Consider the following 21,098-nt stretch of genomic DNA (forward strand, 5'->3'; position numbering starts at 1 on the left):
TTCCTTATGTCTTTACGCTGCACATACATCGACCACGGCCAGGGCGGCGCGCCCGACTGCATGCGCCTGGCCGAACGCGACATGGAGGCCCCCGCCGGCCGCCAGGTGCTGATCGAGGTCGCCTACGCCGGGGTCAACCGCCCCGACGTGCTGCAACGCTCCGGCTCCTATCCACCGCCTCCGGGCGCGTCGCCCCACCTGGGGCTGGAGGTTTCCGGCACCGTCGTCGCCACCGGGCCCGACGCCAGCCTCTGGAAAGTCGGCGACCAGGTCTGCGCGCTGACGCCGGGCGGCGGCTACGCCCAATACTGCCTGGCGGACGAACGCCATTGCCTGCCCGTGCCGCGCGGCCTGGACCTGTTGACGGCCGCCGCCATCCCCGAGAACTACTACACCGTCTGGACCAACGTGTTCGACCGCGCCCGTCTGGCCGCCGGCGAACGCTTCCTGGTGCACGGCGGTTCCAGCGGCATCGGCCTGACCGCGATCCAGCTGGCGCGCGCCTTCGGCGCCGAAGTCTGGACCACGGTAGGCAACCAGGAGAAGGCCGACGCCTGCCTGGCCGCCGGCGCGCACCATGCCGTGCTGTACCGCGAGGCCGACTTCGAGGCGGCGGTGCGCCAGGGCAGCGGCGGCGCGGGCGTGGACGTGATACTGGACATGGTGGGCGGCGCCTACATCAACAAGAACCTGCGGCTGCTGGCGCTCAATGGCCGGCTGGTGCAGATCGCTTTCCTGGAGGGCAGCAAGGCCGAGATCGACGCCATGCCCATCATGCTCAAGCGCCTGCAATTCACCGGCTCCACCCTGCGCCCCCGCTCCGACGAGGACAAGGGCGCGATCACCCGCGCGCTGGCGGAAAAAGTGTTGCCGCTGATGGAACAGGGGCAATGCCTGCCGCGCATCCACAAGGTGTTTCCGCTGGCGGAAGCGGCCCAGGCGCATGCGCTGATGGAAAGCAGCAAGCACATCGGCAAGATCATGCTGAAGGTGGCCGCATGAGCGGGCGCTTCAAGGACCAGGTGGCCATCGTGACGGGCGCGGTCGGCGGCATAGGCTCGGCCATCGTCGAAGGCTTCCTGGCGGAAGGCGGCCGCGTGGGTCTCATCGATTTCAATGCGCAGGGCGGGCAGGCTTACGAAAAGGAACTGCGCAAGCGCGGCCATGAAGCCTGCTTCGTGCACGCGGACGTCGCGCGCTTCGAGGAGTGCCAGGCAGCCTACGAACGCATCAGCGCAGAGCTGGGTCCGGCCACCATCCTGGTCAACAACGTCGGCATTTCACCGAAGACCGATGGACGCGCGCTGAAGGTCTGGGAGATGCCGCCCAGGGAATGGGAGAACGTGGTCGCCGTCAACCTGAACAGCGTGTTCTACATGACGCACCTGGCCACGCCGCACATGGTGCGCGAGCGCCAGGGCCGCGTGATCAACATGTCTTCCGTGGCCGGCCGCGCCTATTGCGACATCGTGGCGGCGCATTACGCGGCCACCAAGGCCGGACTGATCGGTCTGACGCGCCATTGGGCCGCCGAACTGGGCGAGCACCAGGTCACCGTCAACGCCCTGGCGCCTGGACGCATCAGCACGCCCTTGCTGAAAACCGTGCCCAAGGAAATCAATGACGCGGTTGCGCAGGTAACCGCGCTGCGCCGCCTGGGTACACCGGAAGAAGTAGCGGATGCCTGCCTGTTCTTCGCGTCGGATCAAGCCCGCTTCGTCACCGGCCAGGTGCTGGACGTGGCCGGCGGCTGGCTGATGACCTGAGAGCATGGCGCCCGCCTGTGCTCAGGCGGGCGCCGTCTTCATTCCTACGCGCCCAGGTGATAGACCACGGTGTCCAGCCGGCTGACGCCGGCCGCCAGGAACTTCGGTTCCTTTTCCAGGATGTCGCGGCGGTCGATGATCCTGGCGGGCGACACGCCCGCAAAGATGTTCTGCACTTCGCTGTCCACGACAGAGAACGGCGGCCCCGCCATTTCTTCCTGCGGGTAGTCCAGCGTGATCAGCAGTCCCTGATAGGCGGGCGACAGATTGCCGTAGACGTGGCGCACGTAGTCTGCGCGCATGGTGTCCGGCAACGCCACCAGCGCGGCGCGGTCATAGGCGCCCACGCAATGCGACAGCAGTTGCGCATCCAGTTTGAAGATGTCGCCGCAGATGATTTCGATGCTGCCCGCCACGTAGTGCTTGCCATAGACGGACACGTGCGTGAGCGGCTTGAGTTCGTTTTCTTCGAAGAACTGCTCGACCGCGAGCTCGGACAGCTCGACGCCCAGCACGGAATGCCCCTGCGCCGCGATCCACACCATGTCCAGCGACTTGCCGCAAAGCGGCACCAGCACCCGGCCGTCCTTGGGCACGCCCAGCGTCGGCCAATACTTCTGCAATAGCGGCGTGACCCGCGATTGATGAAAATGCGTGCGCCCTTCGCGCCAACGCTCCAGCCAGAATTCCGCGTCCATGCCCGGTCTGCCTCCTGTGTATCGGTGCAGGGCATTGTAGTTCGGCGGCGGGCGCACAGACCCTACATGCGCGGCAGCAGACTGCGGATGTCGTCCACAATGGGTACGGCGGCCAGCACCATGAGCACCAGCGCCAGCGGCACCGTCGAGCCGAACCCGAAGTTGAAGAAGGAATATGCCCCCGTCACGCCGCCGACGAAGAACAGCGACACCAGCACGGTGAGCACGACAAGCTTGCTGCGGTCCGCGCGCACCGGCTGCATCGAGGCCGGATCGCCCTGGGCCACGTTCCAGTAAAACAGCTTGCCCAGTTCTATGCCGATATCGGTCACCATGCCCGTCACATGCGTGGTGCGGATCTCGGAGCGCGACAGCTTGGTGATCATGGCGTTCTGCAGACCCATGATGTAGCAAAGCAGCATGACCGTGCCCGGCACGTAGAACCAGCGCAGCGTTTCCAGGTTGGCGCCCAGCAAGCCGAAGCCCAGCAACAGCACGGCTTCGTACAGCAGCGGCATCGCGTATTCGCTGGTCAGGTGCGAGCGGCGCCCAAAGTTGATCAGGAAGGCCGAGCTGGCGGCGCCGGCCAGAAAGGACAGCAGCGCCGCCAGCCCCTGCAGCACCACGATCACCCCGCCCAGCGCCAGGTGATCGGCCATCATGGAGACGATGCCGGACATGTGCGAGGTGTATTGCTGCACGGCCAGGAAGCCGCCGGCGTTGACCGCGCCGGCGGTGAAGGTCAGGATGTAAGCCAGGTGCCTGTTGGCCTGGGGGCTGCGGCTGACGGCCGTCAGGCGGCGTAGATACGGAATGGCCACGCGTGTCCCTTGAAGACAAGAATCCATACACAGCAATGTGCATGACATTCTAGTCGCCGCGGCACGGCGCGAGGCCTGGCACGCCCGCCGGCAGCCACGCCGGCGGCGGCCTCGCCGGAGGCGGTCCCACCGCTGGCGGCCCCGCCTGTCCCCGGCGTTTTACGCCCCGCCGGATTCGCTCAGCTGCTTGCGCCGGTATTCGCCCTGGCGCACATGCATCCAGCCCGGATACTCCGGCGGCAAGGCGCTGACCTGGTCCAGCTCGGCCAGTTCGTCCGCCGTCAGGCGTATCGCCGTGGCCGCCAGGTTGTCGTCCAGCTGGTCGACGCGCTTGGCGCCGATGATGACGCTGGTCACGGCCTGCTGGTGCAGCAGCCAGGCCAGGGCCACCTGCGCCACCGATACGCCGCGCGCGCCGGCGACGCGCCGCAGAACGTCGATGCTGTCGTAGGCGCGTTCCTGGTCCACCGGCGGGAAGTCGAAGGCGGCGCGGCGGCTGCCGGCTTCGGCCTGCCCGTCGCGGCTGTACTTGCCGCTCAGCAGGCCGCCAGCCAGCGGGCTCCACACCATCAGCCCCACGCCTTCGCTTTGCAGCATGGGCAGGATCTCGCGCTCCAGGTCGCGGCCGGCGATCGTGTAATAGGCCTGCAGCGACTCGAAGCGCGCCAGCCCCAGGCGTTCGGCAATGCCCAGCGCCTTCATGATCTGCCAGGCGGCCCAGTTGGACACGCCAACGTAGCGCACGTGGCCATGCTGCACCAGATTGTCCAGCGCCCTGACCGTTTCTTCCACCGGCGTGGCGGGATCGAAGCCGTGGATCTGGTAGAGGTCGATATGATCCAGCTGCAGGCGCGACAGGCTTTTCTTGACGCCGTCGATGATGTGCGAACGCGAGTTGCCGCGCGCATTGACGCCGGCGCCCGTCGGTCCGAACACCTTGGTCGCGATCACGACGTCCTCGCGGGCCACCTTCAGGTCGCGCAGCGCCTGCCCGGTGATGACCTCCGAGCGGCCCTCGGAATACACGTCGGCCGTGTCGATGAAATTGACGCCGGCATCCAAGGCACGGCCCACCAGCCGATTGGCCTCTTCCTGCTGCAGGCTGCCGATGTTGCTCCAAAACTCGCCGCCGCCGCCGAAGGTCATGGTGCCCAGGCAGAGTTCCGACACGAACAGGCCGGTGCTTCCGAATTTCTTGTACCGCATGGTTGCGCTCCTTCAAGGGCTGGGCGGGAGCCGGCGCTCCGGGATGGAATGGCCGCGGCCCGCCTGCCGGGATGAAGGAAAGTATGCGTCCAGGGGCCGGCGCGGACGCTGCTTGATCCTGCCCTTTTTTTGCCCAATCCTGCAGCGCTGGCCAGTCTGCGGCGCCTGGCCGCTCATTCCTCCGAATTTTCTGCCCATTTCTCCATGAAAAGCGCCGCAGCCTGGATGCAGGCAAGCTTAGGCATAAACTGAAAGCCACCCAATCCTCCGACTTTCTGCCGCCAACGCCCATCCGGCACGGCGCGCCACGGGAGCCCCCATGACCATCACATCCGCACTTGCCGCCAGAGTCGCCGTCCCGCCCCTGGACGTCGCCTATGAGCCGGCGCGGCGCGAACTGCTCTGCACGCTGGAACGCATGACCGGCGACCTGGAGGGTTCGCTGGACACGCCCATCGAGGGCCTGTTCCTGCACCGCATTTCGCAGCCCACCGGCGCCAAGCCCGGACTGCAGAAGGCCGCGCTGGGCGTCATCGCCCAGGGTTCCAAGCGCTTGCTCATCGGCGACGATGCCTACGAGTACGACCCCTTCCATTACCTGATTTCCTCGGTGGATCTGCCGGTCGTGGCCAAGGTGTCCGTCGCCAGCCCGACGCTGCCCTATCTGGGCTTGCGGCTGGAGCTGAACGTGGAGGAGATCACCTCGCTGATCAGCGACGAAAGCCTGCCGCCGCAGCCGCCAGCCGAGGCCGCGCGCGCGCTTTGCGTCAATCCGCTGGGCGGCGCGCTGCTGGACGCGGTGCTGCGCCTGTTGCGCCTGCTGGACACGCCGCGCGACATTCCCATCCTGGCGCCCCTGGTCAAGCGCGAGCTGCTGTACCGCCTGCTGATGAACGGCCAGGGCGCGGTGCTGCGCCAATCGGTGCTGCAGGACAGCCAGCTCAACCGCGTGGCCAAGGCCATCCGCATCCTGCGCGACAACTATGCCCAGCCCCTGCGCGTGGAAGAAATCGCGCGCGACGTGCACATGAGCGTGTCTTCGCTGCACCATCATTTCAAGCAAGCCACCGCCATGAGCCCGCTGCAATACCAGAAGCACCTGCGCCTGCAGGAAGCGCGGCGCCTGATGCTGACCGATGACGCGGGCGTAGCGCTGGCGGCCCATTCCGTGGGCTACGAAAGCTCGTCGCAGTTCAGCCGCGAATACAGCCGCCTGTTCGGTTCGCCGCCCTTGCGCGACAAGCAGCGCTGGAAGGACGAAACCGCGTCGGCGCCGGCCTGAGCCGCCGGTCGGGCATCCCTAGGGGATTGCCCTAATCCTAATTTGACAACGTTACCATTAGACTGCCGCCATCAAATGACAACGTTGTCATAACCCTGATCTTTCTTCGGCGGCCACATGAATCCCTTCCTGGAAACCCTGCTCGATACTCCACTGGACGATACCTACCGGGGCATTCCTCCGGGCGAGCCCGCCGTCCCGCTGCGCGGCGTGGCGGCCCGGGGCTGGCAGCCCAGGAGCGGCAACATGGCCCTGCCCGTCCTGACGCTGGATGAGGCCGCCTTCGCCCATAACGTCGAGCAGATCTTCCAGTACGCCCGCAGCCACGGCGCGGCGCTGGCGCCGCATGCCAAGACGCCGATGTCGCCGCAGATCGTGCAGCGCCTGCTCGATGCCGGCGCCTGGGGCGCCACCGTCGCCAACCTGCAGCAGGCCGCCGTGCTGCTGCGCGCAGGCGTAACCCGCCTGATGCTGGGCAATGAGATCGGCGGCGCGGCCAGCGGCGCCCGCCTGGGCAAGCTGCTTGCCGGCTACCCCCATGCGCGCCTGCTGGCATTCGCGGACTCCGCCGACACCGTGCGTTCGCTGGCCGCCGCGGCCGCTGAAGCCGGCCGGCCCGTGGAGGTGCTGGTGGAAGTCGGCGGCGGCCGCGCGGGCGCGCGCGACGATGCCGCGGTCGCAGCCATCCTGGCCGCGATCCGTGAGCAGGGCGACAAGCTCGCGCTGGCGGGCGTGGCCACCTACGAAGGCGCCGTCGCCAGCTCGGACGCGGCGCTCACCGCCAGCAATATCGCCGCGCTGATGGAGCGCGCCGCCCGCGCGTTCAAGCAAGTGCGCGCGCTGGCGCCGCACGCGCCTCTGGTGTTCACCGCGGGCGGCTCGGCCTTCTTCGACCATGTCACTCAGGCGGCCAAGGGCTGGCTGTCCGAGGACGGCAATGCCCAGCTGGTGCTGCGCAGCGGCGCCATCTTCTTCCATGACCATGGCACCTATCAGCGCGCGCTGCAGGCCATGGACGCCCGCGCGGGCTTCCTGGTCGACGGCCAGGCGCGCAACGCCGCCACCGACTTCCGGCCGGCCCTGCGCCTGTGGGGCGAAGTCCTGTCGCGACCGGAACCGGGCCTGGCGATCTGCGGTTTCGGCATGCGCGACGTGTCCTACGACCAGGACCTGCCCGCGCCGCTGGCCGCCTTCCGCGGCGGCGCGGCCCTGCCCGGCTGGGACACGCAAACCCGCGTCACGCGGCTCAACGACCAGCACGCCTTCCTGGCCATCGCGCCGGACAGCGAACTGGCGCCGGGCGACGTGATCGAGTTCGGCATTTCGCATCCCTGCACCTGTCTGGACCGCTGGCGCGTTTTCTTCGGCCTGGACGCCGATGGCCGCGTGCAGTCGGCCTACCGCACGTTCTTCGGATAAGCCATGCAACAGCTGAACTTCCAACAGATCTGGCGCTACCGCGAACAGCTCTGGGACGGCATCCAGGTCACGCTGGAGCTGACCGTCATCGCCGTGATCGCCGGGCTGGCCATCGGCCTGGCCGGCGCCCTGCTGACGCGCCATGGCCCCAAGCCGGTCAAGCTGGCGTTGCGCGCCTATGTCGAGGTGTTCCGCAACACGCCGTCGCTGATCCAGCTGTTCGTCGTGTTCTTCATCCTGCCGGGTCTGGGCCTGCGCATGCCCCCCTTCGTGGCCGCGGCGCTGGCGCTCAGCCTGTATTTCGGGGCCTACGCCATCGAGATCCTGCGCGCCGGCCTGGATTCCATTCCGCGCAGCCAGATCGAGGCCGGCCATTGCCTGGGCCTGAGCACCTGGCAGGTGTACCGCCACATCGTGCTGGCGCCCGCCCTGCGCAACGTCTACCCCGCGCTGGGCACGCAGTTGGTCATCCTGCTGCTGGGCACCTCGCTGGCCTCGCAGGTATCGGCCGAGGATCTGTTCCATGCCGGCAGCTTCATCGAAAGCCGCACCTACCGCAGCTTTGAAGTCTATGCGGTGATCTGCGGCATCTATTTCACGCTGGTGCTGATCACCAAGGCGCTGCTGGCCCTGGCCGGCAGCCTGGCCTTCACCTGGCCCGTGCGCCGCTAGGAGTCGCGAGCATGCGTACATTTACCCTGAGTGATTTCGCCTCCCTGCTCAGCGCGCTGCAATGGACCGTGGCCCTGGTGCTGATTGCGCTGGCCATCGGCGCGCCGCTGGGCCTGGGGCTGGCGCTGCTGCGCGGCCACCGTTCGGCGCCGCTGCGCTGGCTGGCCGCGGCCATGCAGCAACTGGTCCAGGGCGTGCCGCTCCTGGGCCTGCTGATGTTCTTCTACTTCGGCATGCCGGTGTTCCTGGGCATCGAAGTGCCCGCGCTGACCGCCGTCAGCGTCGCCTTCATCATCTACACGGCGGCCTTCCTGGGCCAGATCTGGTACGGCGGCATCCAGGCCGTGAAGCACGAGCAATGGGAAGCGGCCGCCTGCCTGGGTCTGTCCAAGTGGCACCAGTTCCGCCATGTGATCGCGCCGCAGGCGTTCCGCCTGTCGCTGCCGCCCACCGTGGGCTTCCTGGTGCAGCTCGTCAAGGGCACCTCGCTGGCTTCGGTGGTGGGCTTTGTCGAACTGGCGCGCGCCGGACAGATCGCCAGCGCCGCCACCTTCCAGCCCCTGCTGGTCTATTCCTGCGTCGCGTTGCTGTACTTCGCGGCGTGCCTGCCCCTGACGATGTGGGCCCGTAACCTGGAGGGCCGCTTCCATGGCGCTCGTTGAAGTCTCCAACATCCACAAGCGTTTCGGCGCCAACGCGGTGCTCAACGGCGTCTCCCTTGAAGTCAATGAAGGCGAGATCGTCACCATCATCGGCCGCTCCGGCTCGGGCAAGTCCACCCTGCTACGCTGCCTGAACGCGCTGGAGACGGTGGACGACGGCGACATCCGCATCGGCGGCGAACGTATCCACGCCAGCATGCCCGGCCTGCGCCAGTTCCGCCAGCGCGTGGGCATCGTGTTCCAGCAGTTCAACCTGTTTCCGCACCTGAACGTGGAGCGCAACATCACGCTGGCGCCCACGCTCAACGGCAAGATCGCCAAGTCGCAGGGCCGCGCGCTGGCGCTGGACGTGCTGCGCCGCGTCGGCCTGGCTGAAAAGATCGACGCCTATCCGGCCCTGCTGTCGGGCGGCCAGCAGCAGCGCGTGGCGATCGCGCGCTGCCTGGCCATGGCGCCGCAACTGATGCTGTTCGACGAGGTCACCTCGGCGCTGGACCCGGAACTGGTGGGCGAAGTGCTGAAGGTCATGGAAGACATGGCGCGCCAGGGCATGACCATGGTGCTGGTGACGCATGAAATGGCCTTCGCCCGCAACGTTGCGTCCAAGGTCGTGTTCATGCACCAGGGCCGCGTCTGGGAACAAGGCCCGCCCGCCGAACTCTTCGCCAATCCCCAAACCCCCGAGCTGCGCCAATTCATCGGCACGGCCGCGCCGTCCACCCACTGAACCATCCGCTCCTGGAGTCATTGCATGAAACTGTTCGCCAAGCTGGCCGCCGCCGCGGCCGTCTGTCTCTCCCTGGCCGCGCCCGCCTCGGCCGCCGACAAACTGCAGGACGTGCTGGGCGCGGGCAAGCTGCGCGTGGGCGTGCTGATGGACGCCGCGCCCTGGGGCTTCAAGGACGCCAAGGGCGAGGCCGCGGGCCTGGACATCGACCTGGCCAAACTCATGGCCGCCGACATGGGCGTGAAGCTGGAGCTGGTGCAGGTCACCGGCGCCAGCCGCATTCCCAGCCTGCTGGCCGGCAAGGTCGACGTGCTGATCGCGGCCGCCGGCGCCACGCCGGAACGCGCCCAGCAGGTCATGTTCTCGCAGCCCTATGCCGCGGTGAACCTGGGCATCTACGGCGGCGCCAGCATGCCGCAAGCCAAAACGGTGGACGAATTGAAGGGCCACAGCATCGCGGTCGCCAAGGGCTCCACGCTGGACATCTGGCTCACCGACAACGCGCCGGGCGCCAAGCTGGTGCGCTTCGAGGACACGCCTTCGGCCGTGGCCGCCTACCTGGCCGGGCAGTCGGAATCGTTCGCCGAGAACAGCGCCATCGCGCTCAAGGTGGCCGAGGACAACGCCGCGAAGGCGCCCGAACTCAAGTTCCTGATCCGCCAATCGCCCGCGCATGCCGCCGTGCAGCAGGGCCAGCAGAACCTGCTGAACTGGATCAATACCTTCCTCTTCACCAACCGCCTGAACGGCAAGCTGCCGGCTCTGCAGCAAAAATGGTTCAAGGAAGCCCAGACCCTGCCGCAGATGTAATCGGCCCCAACAAAGGACTCGCATGATCAAACGCTACAAATCCGGCTCGCGCATGAGCCAGGCCGTCTCGTACAACGGCTTCGTGTTCATCGCCGGCCAGGTGGCCGACAACCGCCAGGGCTCGCTCGAATCGCAGACCCGCGAAGTGCTGGCCAAGATCGAAGCGCTGCTGGCCGAAGCCGGCAGCGACAAATCGCGCCTGCTGGCCGTGGACGTGTTCCTGCCCGCCATCGGCGACTTCGACGCCATGAACCGCGTCTACGACGCCTGGGTCGACCCCGCCAATCCGCCGGCCCGCGCCTGCGTCGAAGCCCGCCTGGCCGACCCCGACCTGCGGGTCGAAATGACCGCGGTCGCCGCGCTGCGCTAAGCGCGCTTTGCTGCAGCCTTCCGATCCCTCTTCGCGCCGCCTCGCGCGGCGCTGTTGTATCTCCCCATGCATACCGGCCTGTTTCACGACATAGATTTCGATGCCGACGGCAAGGCGCTCAGTTTCCTGGGCACCCCCTACTCGGTAGACCGTTCGCCCTACTACCAGATCAAGACGCCCATCTGCCGCATCCGCAACGGCAGCGGCCCGCGCGTGCTGCTCATGGCAGGCAACCATGGCGACGAGTACGAAGGCGAAGTCGCCCTGGGCCGGCTGATCCGCCGCCTGGATCCCTCCCGCATGCGCGGCGAAGTCACCATCCTGCCGCTGGCCAACCTGCCAGCCGTGATGGCGGCGCGGCGGCGCTCTCCGCTGGACAATGGCAACCTCAATCGCGCCTTTCCCGGCGAACCCGGCGGCACCCCGACCGAACGCCTGGCGCACTTTCTCGAACACGAACTGTTCCCGCGCCACGACGTGGTGTTCGACATCCATTCCGGCGGCACCTCGATGGCGCACCTGCCCACCGCCCTGATCGAGCGCCAGGACTCGCCCGAGCGCATGGCGCGCGCGCTGGACCTGATGGGTTCGCTGGGCATGGGCCACGCCTTCGTCGCCGCCAATGGCCGCGATGCGCCCACCTCCATGGCGGCGGCCGCGCGCGCTGGCGCGATCGGCATCAGCGGCGAGTTCGGCGGCGGCGGCACGCTGACGCCGGCCACGCTGGCCGCGACCCAGCGCGCCATCGACAACCTGCTGCAAAAGCTGGGCGTGACCGATGCGCCCGTGCTCGGCCCGCACCAGCCCGGCGCGCCCGCCATGCAGTTGCTGGAGCTGGACAGCCACGAACAGAACATCTTCGCCACCCGGCGCGGCTGGTTCGAGCCGGCGGTGGACATCGGCGCCAGCGTGCGCGCGGGCGACGTCGCGGGCTACTACCATGACCTCAACCAGCTGGACGCGGAAGAGGAAGTCCTGCGTTTCCGGGTATCGGGTATCGTCATTTCGCGGCGGCTGCATACCGACTGCGAATCCGGCGACAGCCTGATCCAGGTTGCGCGTCCCGTCGGTCAGGCTGATATCCTGACGCCTGCCGCCTGATCCCGGAACAATCAAAAGAAATCGCATGACCCACCGGCCCGCGCCTCCTTCCGCCCCCACCTACGACGACGTGCTGCGCGTGCGTCCCGAGGGCGCCGCCGCGCCCGCCCGCGCGGCCGCCCCCGCCAAGCCGCCGCGCATCGAGGAAGTGGCCAGGCTGGCGGGCGTATCGCCCATCACGGTGTCGCGGGCCTTGCGCCAGCCCGAGAAAGTGGCCCAGGAAAAGCGCGACCGTATCCTGCAGGTAGTGGCGCAGACCGGCTATGCCTCGAATCCGCACGCGCGCGCCCTGCGTTCCGGGCAGTCCAGCGTGGTGGCGGCGTTCGTCTCCAACATCCTCAGCCAGCAGTTCGCGCTGGCCGTGCAGGGCTGCGCCGAAGTGCTGGAGCCGCAGGGCTACCAGTTGATGGTCGGACAGACCTCGTATTCCTACGCCAAGGAAACCAGCATGATCGCGTCGCTGCGCGCCTTGCGGCCCGCGGCGGTGCTGTTCACCGGCGTCATCGAGCTCGAGGAAAACCGCCAGTCGCTGCGCGAACTGGGCATCCCCATCATGGAGACCTGGGCCTATCCGCGCGACCCGATCGACATGCTGGTGGGCTTTTCCAACTATGACGGCGGCGTCATGGCAGCGCGCCATCTGGCCGAACGCGGCTACCGCCGCGTCGCCTTCGTGGCGCGCCAGGGCGGCCGCGGCGAACTGCGGCGCCAGGGCTTCAATGCCGCCGCTGCCGGACTTGGCCTGCAGGTGGTGGCCGAACTGGCCGTGGACAATGCGCAAACCATCGCCGATGGCCGCGCCGCCCTGGGCCGCCTGCTCGCCATGGGCCAGGCCTTTGACGCCGTGTTCTGCGCCAACGACCTGCTGGCGGTGGGCGCGCTGTTCGAGGCGCGCGACCGCAAACTCGCAATTCCCCGCGACATCGCCATCCTGGGTTTCGGCGATACCGACATCGCCCGCGAAATCGAGCCCGGCCTGAGCACCATCGGCGTGGACAGCCGCAAGCTGGGCGCCCGCGCCGGGGAACTGCTGCTGCAGCGCCTGAATGGCGGCGCGCCCGCCGCGCGCCAGGAAGTGTTTCCGCTGACCTTGAACCAGCGCGCCAGCGCCTAGCGTCCCTGCGCGCCGGCAACCGGCGCGGGCTCACTCGTCGAACACGATGCGCAGGCCCGGCAAGCCGATGCCGTCCAGCGTGGTGCTCCATGTTTCGCCCGCGTGCACCGGATATGCCTTGGTCAGCGTTCCGGTCGTGACCAGTTCGCCCGCCTGGATCGCCTCGTCGGCCGGACGCTCCCCGAGCACCTCCAGCAGATGGGCCAGCGCCGCCAGCGGACTGCCCAGCACGTTGGCGCCCGCACCGGTTTCACGGCGGATGCCGTTGCAGGACAGCTCCACCCGGAAGTCCGCCAGCCGTTCGATCAAGCCCGGGCCGAGCTCGGCCGGCTCCATCAGCGGCCCGATGTAAAGCGCGCCGTGCAAGGCGTTGTCGGCCACGGTATCGGCGGCCTGGAACTGCCAGGCGGGATAGTGCGACTGCACCAATTCGAACCCATGGGCGATCCAATCCACGCATTCCAATATGGCGGCCAGCTCCCGCGTGCGCGGCGGCGCGCAATGGAAATGCAGCACGATCTCGGGTTCGATGCGCGGCTCGACATAGCGGCCCAGGCGGCAATGGACTTCGCCGGTGTCGTCATAAACCGCGCTGTGTTCATAAACGCGTCCCCACACGGGAAAATCCACGCCCAGCGCCGCCCACATCGCGGCATTGGTGAAGCCTATCTTGCGGCCGACCAGCAGCGCGCCTTCCCCCAGCCGCGCCTGATGGATGCGCGCAGCCACGTCATAGGCGGCATCCAGGTCGAAGCGCGGACGCCGCGCCGTGACCGGCACGATGTAAGAGGCATGGTCCTGCGCCGCCTTGATTTCACGGGCGAGCGCCGCCGGGTCGGAAGCTGGCATGGTGGCTCCTGAAGGTACGCTCAAATGTAAAAGAAAACCTGCCCGCACAGTGCCGCAGCCGTTATATGCTCCCCTAGACGTCCTATTTTCAGAACAGCGGGGAAGCAATGCATGACTTGAATGACCTCTATTACTTCGTCCAGGTCGTCAAGAACGGCGGATTCGCACCCGCGGGACGGGCGCTGGGCATACCAAAATCCCGCCTGAGCCGGCGCATTGCGCTGCTGGAAGACCGGCTCGGCGTGCGGCTCATCCAGCGTTCCACGCGCAGCTTCGCCGTGACCGAATTGGGTCAGGAATATTACGAGCAATGCCTGTCGATGCTGGCGGGCGCGGAAGCCGCCCAGGAAGTCATCGACCGCACCCGCGCCGAACCGCAAGGCACCATACGCATGAGCGCGCCGCCCGCGCTGATCTACTACTTCCTGGGCGACCTGGTGGCCCGCTTCATGGTCCGCTGCCCCAAGGTCCACGTCTACCTGAAGAGCTTCAGCCGCCCCGTGGACGTGCTGCGCGAGGGCTTCGACATCGCGGTGCGCGTGCGCTTCGGTCCCATCGAGAGCAGCGACCTCATCATGAAACCGCTGGGCATGAGCTGCCAGTGCCTGGTGGCCAGCCCGGCGCTGGCGCTCAGCATCAAGCTGCCTGCGGATCCGCACGCCCTGAGCGAACTGCCCACGCTGGCCCTGGGTACGGAACAGCGCGAATCCCATTGGCGGCTGGACGGGCCGGACGGCGCGCGCATCGTCGTGCCGTTCACGCCTCGCCTGGTGACGGACGACATGCTGGCGCTGAAGCAGGCCGCCTTGCGCGGCGTGGGCGTGGTCTCCCTGCCCCTGCTGATGATCCGCGAGGAACTGGACGCGGGCACCCTGGTGGACGTAGGCGCCCCCTGGCAGCCGGAAGCCGGCAGCGTGCACGCCATCTTTCCGTCGCGCCGCGGCCTGCTGCCCGGCGTGCGCGAGCTGCTGGACTTCCTCAGTTCGGAGTACCAGGAAGTGGCCAAGCGCGAACACGACACGCAGGTGCGCCACAAGGTGCCCACCCTGAAGTAGCTTCGGGGCCGCCCGCAGCGTCCGACGAATGGGACGCAGAAACCCATTTCTCCCGCCTACCCAGCGGCCAGCGTTGCTCCTAGCATGGTTAGCCCCACGTCAACAGGAGCACACCATGAGCGTCCCCGCCAACTTCAATGGCCAGCGCCCCGTCATCGATCCCAACGATGCCGTCATGCTGCTGATCGATCACCAGAGCGGCCTGTTCCAGACGGTTGCCGACATGCCGATGACCGAGCTGCGCTCGCTGGCCGGCGCGCTGGCCTCGATGGCCACCCTGGCGAAGCTGCCCGTCATCACCACCGCTTCCGTGCCGCAGGGCCCCAATGGCCCGCTGATTCCTGAAATCCATGAAAACGCCCCGCACGCGAAATATGTCGCGCGCAAAGGCGAAATCAATGCCTGGGACAACCCTGAATTCGTTGCCGCGGTCAAGGCAACCGGCCGCAAGACCCTGATCATTGCCGGCACCATCACCAGCGTCTGCATGGCGTTCCCCGCCATCAGCGCGGTGGCCGAGGGCTACAAGGTCTTCGTGGTGGTCGACGCCTCGGGCACCTACAGCAAGATGGCCCAGGAAATCACGCTGGCGCGCGTGGTGCAGGCCGGCGTCGTGCCCATGGACACGGGCGCCGTCGCGGCGGAACTGCAAAAGACCTGGCACCGCGAAGACGCGGCCAAGTGGGCCGAGGTCTATACCAAGATCTTCCCGCCCTATCAGTTGCTGATCGAAAGCTACAACCGGGCCCAGGAAGTCATCAAGAAGGGCGAACAGCTCGACTCGCAGCGTTGAGTCCGCCCGGTTTCCCGCGCGCCGCAGGGCGCGCAATTCCCTCATGGAGTACGCAATGACCAAGCCCTATGTGAAACTCGATAAGACCCAGGCCGCGGTGCTGCTGGTCGACCACCAGGTGGGCCTGCTGTCCCTGGTCCGGGACTTCCAGCCCGACCAGTTCAAGAACAACGTCCTGGCGCTGGCCGACCTGGCCGAATACTTCAAGCTGCCCACCATCCTGACCACCAGCTTCGAAGACGGCCCCAACGGCCCGCTGGTCCAGGAGCTGAAAGACAAATTCCCCAAGGCGCCCTACATCGCCCGCCCGGGCAACATCAACGCCTGGGACAACGAAGACTTCGTCAAGGCCGTCAAGGCCACCGGCAAGAAGCAGTTGATCATCGCCGGCGTCGTCACCGAGGTCTGCGTGGCCTTCCCGGCGCTGTCGGCCCTGGAGGAAGGCTTTGACGTGTTCGTCGTGACCGACGCGTCCGGCACCTTCAACGAAGTGACCCGCAATGCCGCCTGGAGCCGCATGGAACAGGCCGGCGCACAGCTGATGAGCTGGTTCGGCGTGGCCTGCGAACTGCACCGCGACTGGCGCAACGACATCGAAGGCCTGGGGACGCTGTTCTCCAACCACATCCCCGACTACCGCAACCTGATGGCGGCCTACTCCACCGTCAAGGGCAGCAGGTAAGGTCCCCGCCGGCCGCGCCCGGGCGCATGGCCGGCTGGCTCTGACTTCCACTGCGGCGCGCATCGGGCGCGCCGCAGCTTCATTTCTTGCGGGCGAAAGGGTAGGCCTGCTGCGCCAGGAACGTGCCTGGCATGTCGTTATCCAGGATCCCGTAGTTCTCGGGCAGGCGCTTGCTCACGCCGCGCACCGCCGTGCCGAACGCGTAATCGATGAACGAGAAGTGGGCGGCGTAGTTGCGGTCGATGGCCTCGGTATCCGAGGAATGGTGCCAATGGTGGAAGTCCGGCGTCACAATGATGTAGCGCAGCCAGCCCCAGGGCAGCCTCACGTTGGAATGGATCAGCACCGCCTGGAAGCCGACGATGATGATGTAGGCGTCCAGCACCGGCTTGGAAAAGCCCAGCGCGAACAGCACGCCCAGCACCGCGACCCGCGTGATCAGCAATTCGACGATGTGCAGGCGCGAACCGGCCAGCCAGTCCAGGGTACGGGTACTGTGGTGCACCGCGTGGATGCGCCACAGGAACGGCACCTCGTGATAGGCGCGGTGCGCCGCGTACTGCACCAGATCCGCCACCAGCACGGCCAGGAACAGCTCTGCCAGGTAAGGCAGCGACACGATGGCCTGCTGCAGCGGTTCGTAGGCCGCCCAGGAAAACAGCCGGTGCACGAAGAAGTTGATGCACAGCAGCACCGCCCCCACCGACAGGTGGTTGAACAGGAAGTGCTTCATGTCCACCTGCCATTCGCCGCGGAACACCGGCTGGCCCGGGTACAGCGGGAACAGCTTCTCGAAAATGATGAAAACCGTGCTGGACGCCAGCAGGTCCAGGATGAACCAATCCAGCCCCAGATAGGGATGATTGCCCGTATTGGACATGGTCACCACCACGTTGCTGCCCCCCGCCGCCACTGCGCCGCAGACCAGCACGAAGGCCGCGATGTTCAGCCAGCGCTGGCGGCCCAGCACGGTATTGGCCAGCGCGATGCTGCCCGAAATCAGCAGCGCGGTGAACAGCAGGGCCCGCATCGCGTCCACGTTGTAGAAGCTGCGCAGCTCCGGGGTGGTGAGGTAGGCGGGGAAGTGGAACGCCAGGACGCCCAGGACCGCCAGGATCGCCAGGAACAGCGCGATCACGCCGCTCATCATGCCCGTACCCGGATGGATCCTCCCGTCCTGCTTGAAAAGCTGTAAGACTTGGCGAAGGATGGACGCGCGCTGATTCATTTCAAATTTATGGCAGACCACGGGGAAGCGAGTTTATCGCCGGGGACGGATCTTCATGTAATAAAACGTGATCAGGCACGACAGAATGACGCCCCTGCCAGCGCCTTGCGCGACATCAATTCTCGGACGGACTGCAAGCACCCGGATGGTTGACAACGGCGCGGGGTTGGCGTGTCATGGAATCGAAAGCTTTATGGATCATCAGGTTCCCCGGTTTCCCGCAGTGCCCATCAACCGGTTCTTTAAAGAGGCCCCTATGTTCCCTGAATACCGCCACCTCATTACCCAACTGAAATCCGAAAACGCGCATTTCTCCGCGCTGTTCCAGCGTCACAATGACCTGGACCAGGAAATCAAGAACATGGAGGCCGGCATCCAGCCGGCGTCGGGCAACGAGGTTGAAGTGCTCAAAAAAGAAAAACTGCACCTGAAGGACAAGCTGTACGGCATCCTGCGCGCTGCCGACCAGGGCGGCAGCTGAAAGCATCGCTTCGCTTCGGGCGGCATCGGGCCAAGCCGGCTCCGTGCCGCCATTGCCGGCCCTCCCTGGCCACCGAGACGTGTACGGCTGAGTTAGGATTACTAAATAAGGATTAGGATAATTAGTTTTCCTAATCCGACCTCAAAGGCTAGTCTGTCGCCCTTCGCTGAAGGGTATCGATGACCACCGCCTACATTCCCGGATTCCTGCTCGGCCTGAGCCTCATCATGGCGATCGGCGCGCAAAACGCTTTCGTCCTGCGCCAAGGCCTGCGCCAGGAACATGTCTTTGCCGTCTGCCTGACCTGCGCCCTGTCCGACGCCATCCTGATCAGCGCCGGCGTGGCCGGCTTCGGGTTGGCCGTGGGCGCACTGCCCTGGCTGGAACCCGCCCTGCGCTACGGCGGCGCGCTATTCCTGTTCGTCTACGCCGCGCGCAGCCTCATATCGGCGCTGCGCGCCCGCCACGACAGCCTCAAGCCCTCATCCACCCAGACCGCCGGACGCGCCGCCGCGCTGGCGACCTGCCTGGCCCTGACCTGGCTCAATCCGCACGTGTACCTGGACACCGTGGTGCTGCTGGGTTCGGTCTCCAGCCAGTACGACGGCCACAAGACCGCCTTCGCGCTGGGCGCGATCACGGCGTCCTTCGCCTTCTTCTTTGCGCTGGGCTATGGCGCGCGCCTGCTGCGGCCCATCTTCGCCAATCCCGATGCGTGGCGGGTGCTGGACGGCTGCGTCGCCGCGGCCATGTTCGCCATCGGACTGAAGCTGGTGCTCTGAACACCTGGGCCGAAGCCCCTGCGCGGCCTAGCGGCTCTTGCCGGACCCGGCGGATGCGTTCACGTAGTCCTTCACCGTGCGGTCCTTGTTGAAGATCACGGTCAGCGTCTGCTGGTTGTCCATCGCGCCGTAGGCGCTATTGTCGAAATAGAACCAGGTGGCCGTCGTCAGCCCATCGCGACCGACGCCCTGCGACCGGGGCGGGCCGTAGTCCCGGACCATCTCTTCGTAGGTGGTGACGTTGAGCTTGATGGCGGCCACCTTCGATTCGGTCAGCAGGTCGCTGGAACCGCTGGCGCAGCCCGTCACAAGGGCGGCCACGAAAAGCAAGGATGTTCTCATTCTATTTTCCCCGGTCTGGCGGGCCGCGCAGGGGCGGCCGGCGTATTTGCGCTTGCTGGATAGACCGAGATTAGAACGTAAATTTTCGCCCTGCGGTGCGCCTATTCCACCTGCATCTTGCCGATGTCGGGTGCGAACGCCTCGGGCGGCTTGCTGGCGATGGAGCGGCACAGCAGTTCGGACATGCCCTTGGCCAACTGCTTGTTGTTCCATTCACCCGCGTCCGAATACCACTTCGGCACCCAGTTCACCGCGCCAAAAATGGAAAAGATAGCCAGCTTGGGATCGCACTGGATGATGCTGCCGTCCTCCATCCCTTCGCGCACGAAGGCGCGCAGCTTGGCCTCAAAGCGGTCGCGCTGCTTGACGATCTCGGCGCGGTCATCGGGCTCTAGCGCGTGTTCCTCGGTGATGATGACGCAGCGGCTCATTTCGCTGAGCGTCACCTCCAGGTACTCGCGCAACGCCAGCTGCAGCTTTTCCAGGCCGGTGCCGCCATGGCGTTCCGCCGCTTCGATGGCCTCGAAGCCTACTCTCAAAGCCTCGGCGAACGCCTCGTACAGCAGGGCGTGCTTGTTCGGAAAATAGTGGTAGAGCGCCGCCTTGGTAACGCCCAGGCTGGTCGCGATGTCTCCCAGCGAAGTGGCGTGGAACCCTTTCTGGTTGAATGCGGCAATCGCCTGGCGCAACAGCGCTTCGCGCTTCAATTGGTGCATCGCCTTGTGCGTGGGCACCGAATTATTCCATGTTGCCACTGATCAAACCCTCCCGGTGAATTGCGTGGACCGGCCGCATATTTAACTTTTTTTCCCGGAGAGGAACAACTCGGTGAGCGTCCCCTCGTATGCCTCGGCCGCGAATGCCAGCGTCTCCGACAAGGTCGGGTGCGGGTGTATGGTGAGCGCAATGTCGCCGGGCTCCGCCCCCATCTCGATGGCCAGCGCCGCCTCGGCGATCAGGTCGCCCGCCTGCGGCCCCACCATGCCTACCCCCAGCAAGGCGCGGGTCTGCGGATCGACCAGGATCTTGGTGAGTCCTTCGCCGCGCCCCAGGCTCAGCGCTCGGCCGCTGGCGGCCCACGGAAAGCTGGCCGACTCGAACGCCACGCCATTGAGGCGCGCGGCTGTCTCGGTCAAACCTACCCAAGCCACTTCCGGATCCGTGTAAGCGACCGCGGGAATGACCTTGGCATCGTTGGCAGCTTTCTTGCCCGCCGCGATCTCGGCCGCCACCTTGCCCTCGTAGGCCGCCTTGTGCGCCAGCATCGGTTCGCCGACGACGTCGCCTATGGCAAGAATATGGGAGACATTGGTACGCTGGCGCTCATCGACGGGTATGAAGCCGCGTTCATCCACATGGACTCCCGCCCGATCCGCGCCGATCCTGGCCCCGTTGGGCCGGCGGCCGGCCGCAACCAAGACGGCATCATACACCTGGGGTCCGGCGTCTTGCGGCCCGCTGAACACGACGTGCACCCCATCCTCCCGGGCGCTGGCCGACACCACCCGCGTCCCCGTCAGGATGGCCTCATAGCGGCCCGCCACCCGCTGCGCCAGGGGCTGCACCAGGTCGCGGTCGCATCCCGGCAAAAGACCGTCGGTCAGCTCCACCACTGTGACGCGGACGCCCAGCGCCGCGTACACCGTCGCCAGTTCCATGCCAATGATGCCCCCGCCCACCACCAGCAGGCGCCTGGGCACATCCGCCAGCGCCAGGGCGCCGCTCGAATCCATGATGCGCGGATCTTCCGGCCAGTCCGGCAGGCGCACGGGGTGCGAACCCACTGCAATGATGGCCTGGCGAAAGTGCACAGAGGGGCCGCCGGCGACCTCCAGGGTGTTGGGTCCTGCAAATTGCCCCCTTCCGTGCACGACACGGACCTTGCGCCGTCGGGCCAGGCCCGCCAGTCCGCCGTTCAGCTTGGCGACCAGCGCTTCTTTCCACTGTCGCAGCTTGTCCAGACGGATGCGGGGCTCGCCGAATTCGATGCCCAGCTCGTGCAGGCCGCGCGTCTCTTCCAGGGCGCGGGCTGCGTGCAACAGCGCCTTGGAGGGAATGCAGCCCACATTCAGGCATACGCCTCCGAGGCCGGGCCGATCTTCGACCAACGTCACCGACAGCCCCAGGTCAGCGGCGCGGAAGGCTGCTGTATAGCCGCCCGGCCCACCGCCCAACACCAGCAGCTCGGTATCGATACTCCCGCCCGTGGGCGGCCTGTCCTTCTTTTCCGTCTGCATG

23 protein-coding genes and 1 pseudogene are annotated in these 21,098 nt (G+C 66.6%); 16 read left to right on the plus strand and 8 right to left on the minus strand.

All coding sequences use genetic code 11. From position 1 onward, the window contains the following. Nucleotides 1–6: 6 nt before the first annotated feature. Together HV793_RS28660 and HV793_RS28665 are read left to right on the plus strand one after the other, a co-directional pair. Complete coding sequence (locus HV793_RS28660) at nt 7–1,002, plus strand: NAD(P)H-quinone oxidoreductase (protein ID WP_054457823.1); 996 nt, start codon at nt 7–9, stop codon at nt 1,000–1,002. Further along, the gene (locus HV793_RS28665; protein ID WP_175161549.1) at nt 999–1,766 is read left to right on the plus strand and encodes an SDR family oxidoreductase; all 768 of its coding nucleotides are present in this window, start codon (nt 999–1,001) and stop codon (nt 1,764–1,766) included. The genes HV793_RS28660 and HV793_RS28665 overlap by 4 nt, the downstream gene beginning before the upstream one ends. A gap of 44 nt (nt 1,767–1,810) precedes the next feature. Here the strand turns inward: HV793_RS28665 and HV793_RS28670 are convergent, their stop codons facing one another. From HV793_RS28670 to HV793_RS28680, 3 genes and pseudogenes are all read right to left on the minus strand, one after another. Beyond that, the gene (locus HV793_RS28670) at nt 1,811–2,464 is read right to left on the minus strand and encodes a thiopurine S-methyltransferase (RefSeq protein ID WP_175214328.1); all 654 of its coding nucleotides are present in this window, start codon (nt 2,462–2,464) and stop codon (nt 1,811–1,813) included. Nucleotides 2,465–2,547: 83 nt separating this feature from the next. Continuing rightward, nucleotides 2,548–3,285: pseudogene (locus HV793_RS28675) on the minus strand (YoaK family protein); the annotation flags it as partial. 159 nt (nt 3,286–3,444) lie between these two features. Next, nucleotides 3,445–4,491 carry an aldo/keto reductase gene (locus HV793_RS28680; RefSeq protein ID WP_054457827.1) on the minus strand — a complete coding sequence of 349 codons (1,047 nt, stop codon included), beginning with the start codon at nt 4,489–4,491 and terminating at the stop codon, nt 3,445–3,447. A 319-nt stretch (nt 4,492–4,810) separates the two neighbouring features. Between HV793_RS28680 and HV793_RS28685 the strand changes: the two genes are divergently transcribed. The 9 genes from HV793_RS28685 to HV793_RS28725 all read left to right on the plus strand — a co-directional run bounded on the left by HV793_RS28685 (nt 4,811) and on the right by HV793_RS28725 (nt 12,648). Continuing rightward, a complete protein-coding gene (locus HV793_RS28685; RefSeq protein WP_054457828.1) occupies nt 4,811–5,773 on the plus strand; it encodes an AraC family transcriptional regulator in 963 nt (320 codons plus the stop codon). A gap of 117 nt (nt 5,774–5,890) precedes the next feature. After that, nucleotides 5,891–7,192: an alanine racemase gene (locus tag HV793_RS28690; RefSeq protein ID WP_175214329.1), complete on the plus strand. Its 1,302-nt coding sequence runs from the start codon at nt 5,891–5,893 to the stop codon at nt 7,190–7,192. Between the two features lie 3 nt (nt 7,193–7,195). Continuing rightward, the gene (locus HV793_RS28695) at nt 7,196–7,864 is read left to right on the plus strand and encodes an amino acid ABC transporter permease (protein WP_175181996.1); all 669 of its coding nucleotides are present in this window, start codon (nt 7,196–7,198) and stop codon (nt 7,862–7,864) included. Between the two features lie 11 nt (nt 7,865–7,875). Beyond that, the gene (locus tag HV793_RS28700; protein WP_054457830.1) at nt 7,876–8,526 is read left to right on the plus strand and encodes an amino acid ABC transporter permease; all 651 of its coding nucleotides are present in this window, start codon (nt 7,876–7,878) and stop codon (nt 8,524–8,526) included. Next, nucleotides 8,513–9,253 (plus strand): amino acid ABC transporter ATP-binding protein, encoded by a 741-nt coding sequence (locus tag HV793_RS28705; RefSeq protein WP_119450640.1) that lies wholly within the window; start codon nt 8,513–8,515, stop codon nt 9,251–9,253. The genes HV793_RS28700 and HV793_RS28705 overlap by 14 nt, the downstream gene beginning before the upstream one ends. 24 nt (nt 9,254–9,277) lie before the next feature. Further along, the gene (locus tag HV793_RS28710; RefSeq protein WP_054457832.1) at nt 9,278–10,063 is read left to right on the plus strand and encodes a transporter substrate-binding domain-containing protein; all 786 of its coding nucleotides are present in this window, start codon (nt 9,278–9,280) and stop codon (nt 10,061–10,063) included. 22 nt (nt 10,064–10,085) lie between these two features. Beyond that, nucleotides 10,086–10,433 carry a RidA family protein gene (locus HV793_RS28715; RefSeq protein ID WP_054457833.1) on the plus strand — a complete coding sequence of 116 codons (348 nt, stop codon included), beginning with the start codon at nt 10,086–10,088 and terminating at the stop codon, nt 10,431–10,433. 66 nt (nt 10,434–10,499) lie between these two features. Further along, the gene (locus HV793_RS28720) at nt 10,500–11,534 is read left to right on the plus strand and encodes a M14 family metallopeptidase (RefSeq protein ID WP_054457834.1); all 1,035 of its coding nucleotides are present in this window, start codon (nt 10,500–10,502) and stop codon (nt 11,532–11,534) included. A 25-nt stretch (nt 11,535–11,559) separates the two neighbouring features. Further along, the gene (locus tag HV793_RS28725) at nt 11,560–12,648 is read left to right on the plus strand and encodes a LacI family DNA-binding transcriptional regulator (RefSeq protein WP_054457835.1); all 1,089 of its coding nucleotides are present in this window, start codon (nt 11,560–11,562) and stop codon (nt 12,646–12,648) included. Between the two features lie 30 nt (nt 12,649–12,678). Here HV793_RS28725 and HV793_RS28730 read toward each other — a convergent pair whose 3' ends face one another. Continuing rightward, nucleotides 12,679–13,497 carry a 2-keto-4-pentenoate hydratase gene (locus HV793_RS28730; RefSeq protein ID WP_054457836.1) on the minus strand — a complete coding sequence of 273 codons (819 nt, stop codon included), beginning with the start codon at nt 13,495–13,497 and terminating at the stop codon, nt 12,679–12,681. Nucleotides 13,498–13,604: 107 nt separating this feature from the next. Here HV793_RS28730 and HV793_RS28735 point away from each other — a divergent pair, with 107 nt between their 5' ends. The 3 genes from HV793_RS28735 to ycaC all read left to right on the plus strand — a co-directional run bounded on the left by HV793_RS28735 (nt 13,605) and on the right by ycaC (nt 16,027). After that, complete coding sequence (locus tag HV793_RS28735; RefSeq protein ID WP_175214330.1) at nt 13,605–14,552, plus strand: LysR substrate-binding domain-containing protein; 948 nt, start codon at nt 13,605–13,607, stop codon at nt 14,550–14,552. Between the two features lie 115 nt (nt 14,553–14,667). Next, nucleotides 14,668–15,345: a hydrolase gene (locus HV793_RS28740; RefSeq protein WP_054457838.1), complete on the plus strand. Its 678-nt coding sequence runs from the start codon at nt 14,668–14,670 to the stop codon at nt 15,343–15,345. Between the two features lie 55 nt (nt 15,346–15,400). Then, nucleotides 15,401–16,027, plus strand: a complete 627-nt coding sequence (gene ycaC / locus HV793_RS28745; protein WP_054457839.1) for an isochorismate family cysteine hydrolase YcaC — start codon at nt 15,401–15,403, stop codon at nt 16,025–16,027. A 79-nt stretch (nt 16,028–16,106) separates the two neighbouring features. Here ycaC and HV793_RS28750 read toward each other — a convergent pair whose 3' ends face one another. Beyond that, nucleotides 16,107–17,255, minus strand: coding sequence for a sterol desaturase family protein (locus tag HV793_RS28750; RefSeq protein WP_175214331.1), 1,149 nt, complete (start codon nt 17,253–17,255; stop codon nt 16,107–16,109). Between the two features lie 256 nt (nt 17,256–17,511). Between HV793_RS28750 and HV793_RS28755 the strand changes: the two genes are divergently transcribed. Then, nucleotides 17,512–17,736, plus strand: coding sequence for an HP1242/YdcH family protein (locus HV793_RS28755; RefSeq protein WP_013395499.1), 225 nt, complete (start codon nt 17,512–17,514; stop codon nt 17,734–17,736). Between the two features lie 179 nt (nt 17,737–17,915). Further along, nucleotides 17,916–18,518 (plus strand): LysE/ArgO family amino acid transporter, encoded by a 603-nt coding sequence (locus tag HV793_RS28760; protein WP_175214332.1) that lies wholly within the window; start codon nt 17,916–17,918, stop codon nt 18,516–18,518. Nucleotides 18,519–18,545: 27 nt separating this feature from the next. Here the strand turns inward: HV793_RS28760 and HV793_RS28765 are convergent, their stop codons facing one another. The 3 genes from HV793_RS28765 to lpdA form a co-directional block, all read right to left on the minus strand. Next, a complete protein-coding gene (locus HV793_RS28765) occupies nt 18,546–18,860 on the minus strand; it encodes a hypothetical protein (RefSeq protein WP_054457842.1) in 315 nt (104 codons plus the stop codon). Nucleotides 18,861–18,961: 101 nt separating this feature from the next. Beyond that, the gene (locus HV793_RS28770; protein ID WP_054457843.1) at nt 18,962–19,615 is read right to left on the minus strand and encodes a TetR/AcrR family transcriptional regulator; all 654 of its coding nucleotides are present in this window, start codon (nt 19,613–19,615) and stop codon (nt 18,962–18,964) included. 42 nt (nt 19,616–19,657) lie between these two features. Further along, on the minus strand, nt 19,658–21,097 hold the full coding sequence (lpdA, locus tag HV793_RS28775) for a dihydrolipoyl dehydrogenase (RefSeq protein ID WP_119450637.1): 1,440 nt from the start codon (nt 21,095–21,097) through the stop codon (nt 19,658–19,660). Nucleotide 21,098 lies beyond the last annotated feature (1 nt).

The sequence above is a fragment of the Achromobacter aegrifaciens genome, from assembly GCF_902859965.1.
Lineage (GTDB): Bacteria > Pseudomonadota > Gammaproteobacteria > Burkholderiales > Burkholderiaceae_B > Achromobacter > Achromobacter aegrifaciens.

Excerpts from the sequence above, each read along its gene's own strand:
- HV793_RS28665 (WP_175161549.1), top strand. The coding sequence starts at position 999 with ATGAGCGGGCGCTTCAAGGACCAGGTGGCCATCGTGACGGGCGCGGTC.
- HV793_RS28705 (WP_119450640.1), top strand. The coding sequence starts at position 8,513 with ATGGCGCTCGTTGAAGTCTCCAACATCCACAAGCGTTTCGGCGCCAAC.
- lpdA (WP_119450637.1), bottom strand. The coding sequence starts at position 21,097 with ATGCAGACGGAAAAGAAGGACAGGCCGCCCACGGGCGGGAGTATCGAT.
- HV793_RS28660 (WP_054457823.1), top strand. The coding sequence starts at position 7 with ATGTCTTTACGCTGCACATACATCGACCACGGCCAGGGCGGCGCGCCC.
- ycaC (WP_054457839.1), top strand. The coding sequence starts at position 15,401 with ATGACCAAGCCCTATGTGAAACTCGATAAGACCCAGGCCGCGGTGCTG.
- HV793_RS28760 (WP_175214332.1), top strand. The coding sequence starts at position 17,916 with ATGACCACCGCCTACATTCCCGGATTCCTGCTCGGCCTGAGCCTCATC.
- HV793_RS28710 (WP_054457832.1), top strand. The coding sequence starts at position 9,278 with ATGAAACTGTTCGCCAAGCTGGCCGCCGCCGCGGCCGTCTGTCTCTCC.
- HV793_RS28670 (WP_175214328.1), bottom strand. The coding sequence starts at position 2,464 with ATGGACGCGGAATTCTGGCTGGAGCGTTGGCGCGAAGGGCGCACGCAT.
- HV793_RS28740 (WP_054457838.1), top strand. The coding sequence starts at position 14,668 with ATGAGCGTCCCCGCCAACTTCAATGGCCAGCGCCCCGTCATCGATCCC.
- HV793_RS28725 (WP_054457835.1), top strand. The coding sequence starts at position 11,560 with ATGACCCACCGGCCCGCGCCTCCTTCCGCCCCCACCTACGACGACGTG.
- HV793_RS28680 (WP_054457827.1), bottom strand. The coding sequence starts at position 4,491 with ATGCGGTACAAGAAATTCGGAAGCACCGGCCTGTTCGTGTCGGAACTC.
- HV793_RS28690 (WP_175214329.1), top strand. The coding sequence starts at position 5,891 with ATGAATCCCTTCCTGGAAACCCTGCTCGATACTCCACTGGACGATACC.
- HV793_RS28700 (WP_054457830.1), top strand. The coding sequence starts at position 7,876 with ATGCGTACATTTACCCTGAGTGATTTCGCCTCCCTGCTCAGCGCGCTG.
- HV793_RS28750 (WP_175214331.1), bottom strand. The coding sequence starts at position 17,255 with ATGAATCAGCGCGCGTCCATCCTTCGCCAAGTCTTACAGCTTTTCAAG.
- HV793_RS28715 (WP_054457833.1), top strand. The coding sequence starts at position 10,086 with ATGATCAAACGCTACAAATCCGGCTCGCGCATGAGCCAGGCCGTCTCG.
- HV793_RS28720 (WP_054457834.1), top strand. The coding sequence starts at position 10,500 with ATGCATACCGGCCTGTTTCACGACATAGATTTCGATGCCGACGGCAAG.
- HV793_RS28755 (WP_013395499.1), top strand. The coding sequence starts at position 17,512 with ATGTTCCCTGAATACCGCCACCTCATTACCCAACTGAAATCCGAAAAC.
- HV793_RS28695 (WP_175181996.1), top strand. The coding sequence starts at position 7,196 with ATGCAACAGCTGAACTTCCAACAGATCTGGCGCTACCGCGAACAGCTC.
- HV793_RS28730 (WP_054457836.1), bottom strand. The coding sequence starts at position 13,497 with ATGCCAGCTTCCGACCCGGCGGCGCTCGCCCGTGAAATCAAGGCGGCG.
- HV793_RS28685 (WP_054457828.1), top strand. The coding sequence starts at position 4,811 with ATGACCATCACATCCGCACTTGCCGCCAGAGTCGCCGTCCCGCCCCTG.
- HV793_RS28735 (WP_175214330.1), top strand. The coding sequence starts at position 13,605 with ATGCATGACTTGAATGACCTCTATTACTTCGTCCAGGTCGTCAAGAAC.
- HV793_RS28765 (WP_054457842.1), bottom strand. The coding sequence starts at position 18,860 with ATGAGAACATCCTTGCTTTTCGTGGCCGCCCTTGTGACGGGCTGCGCC.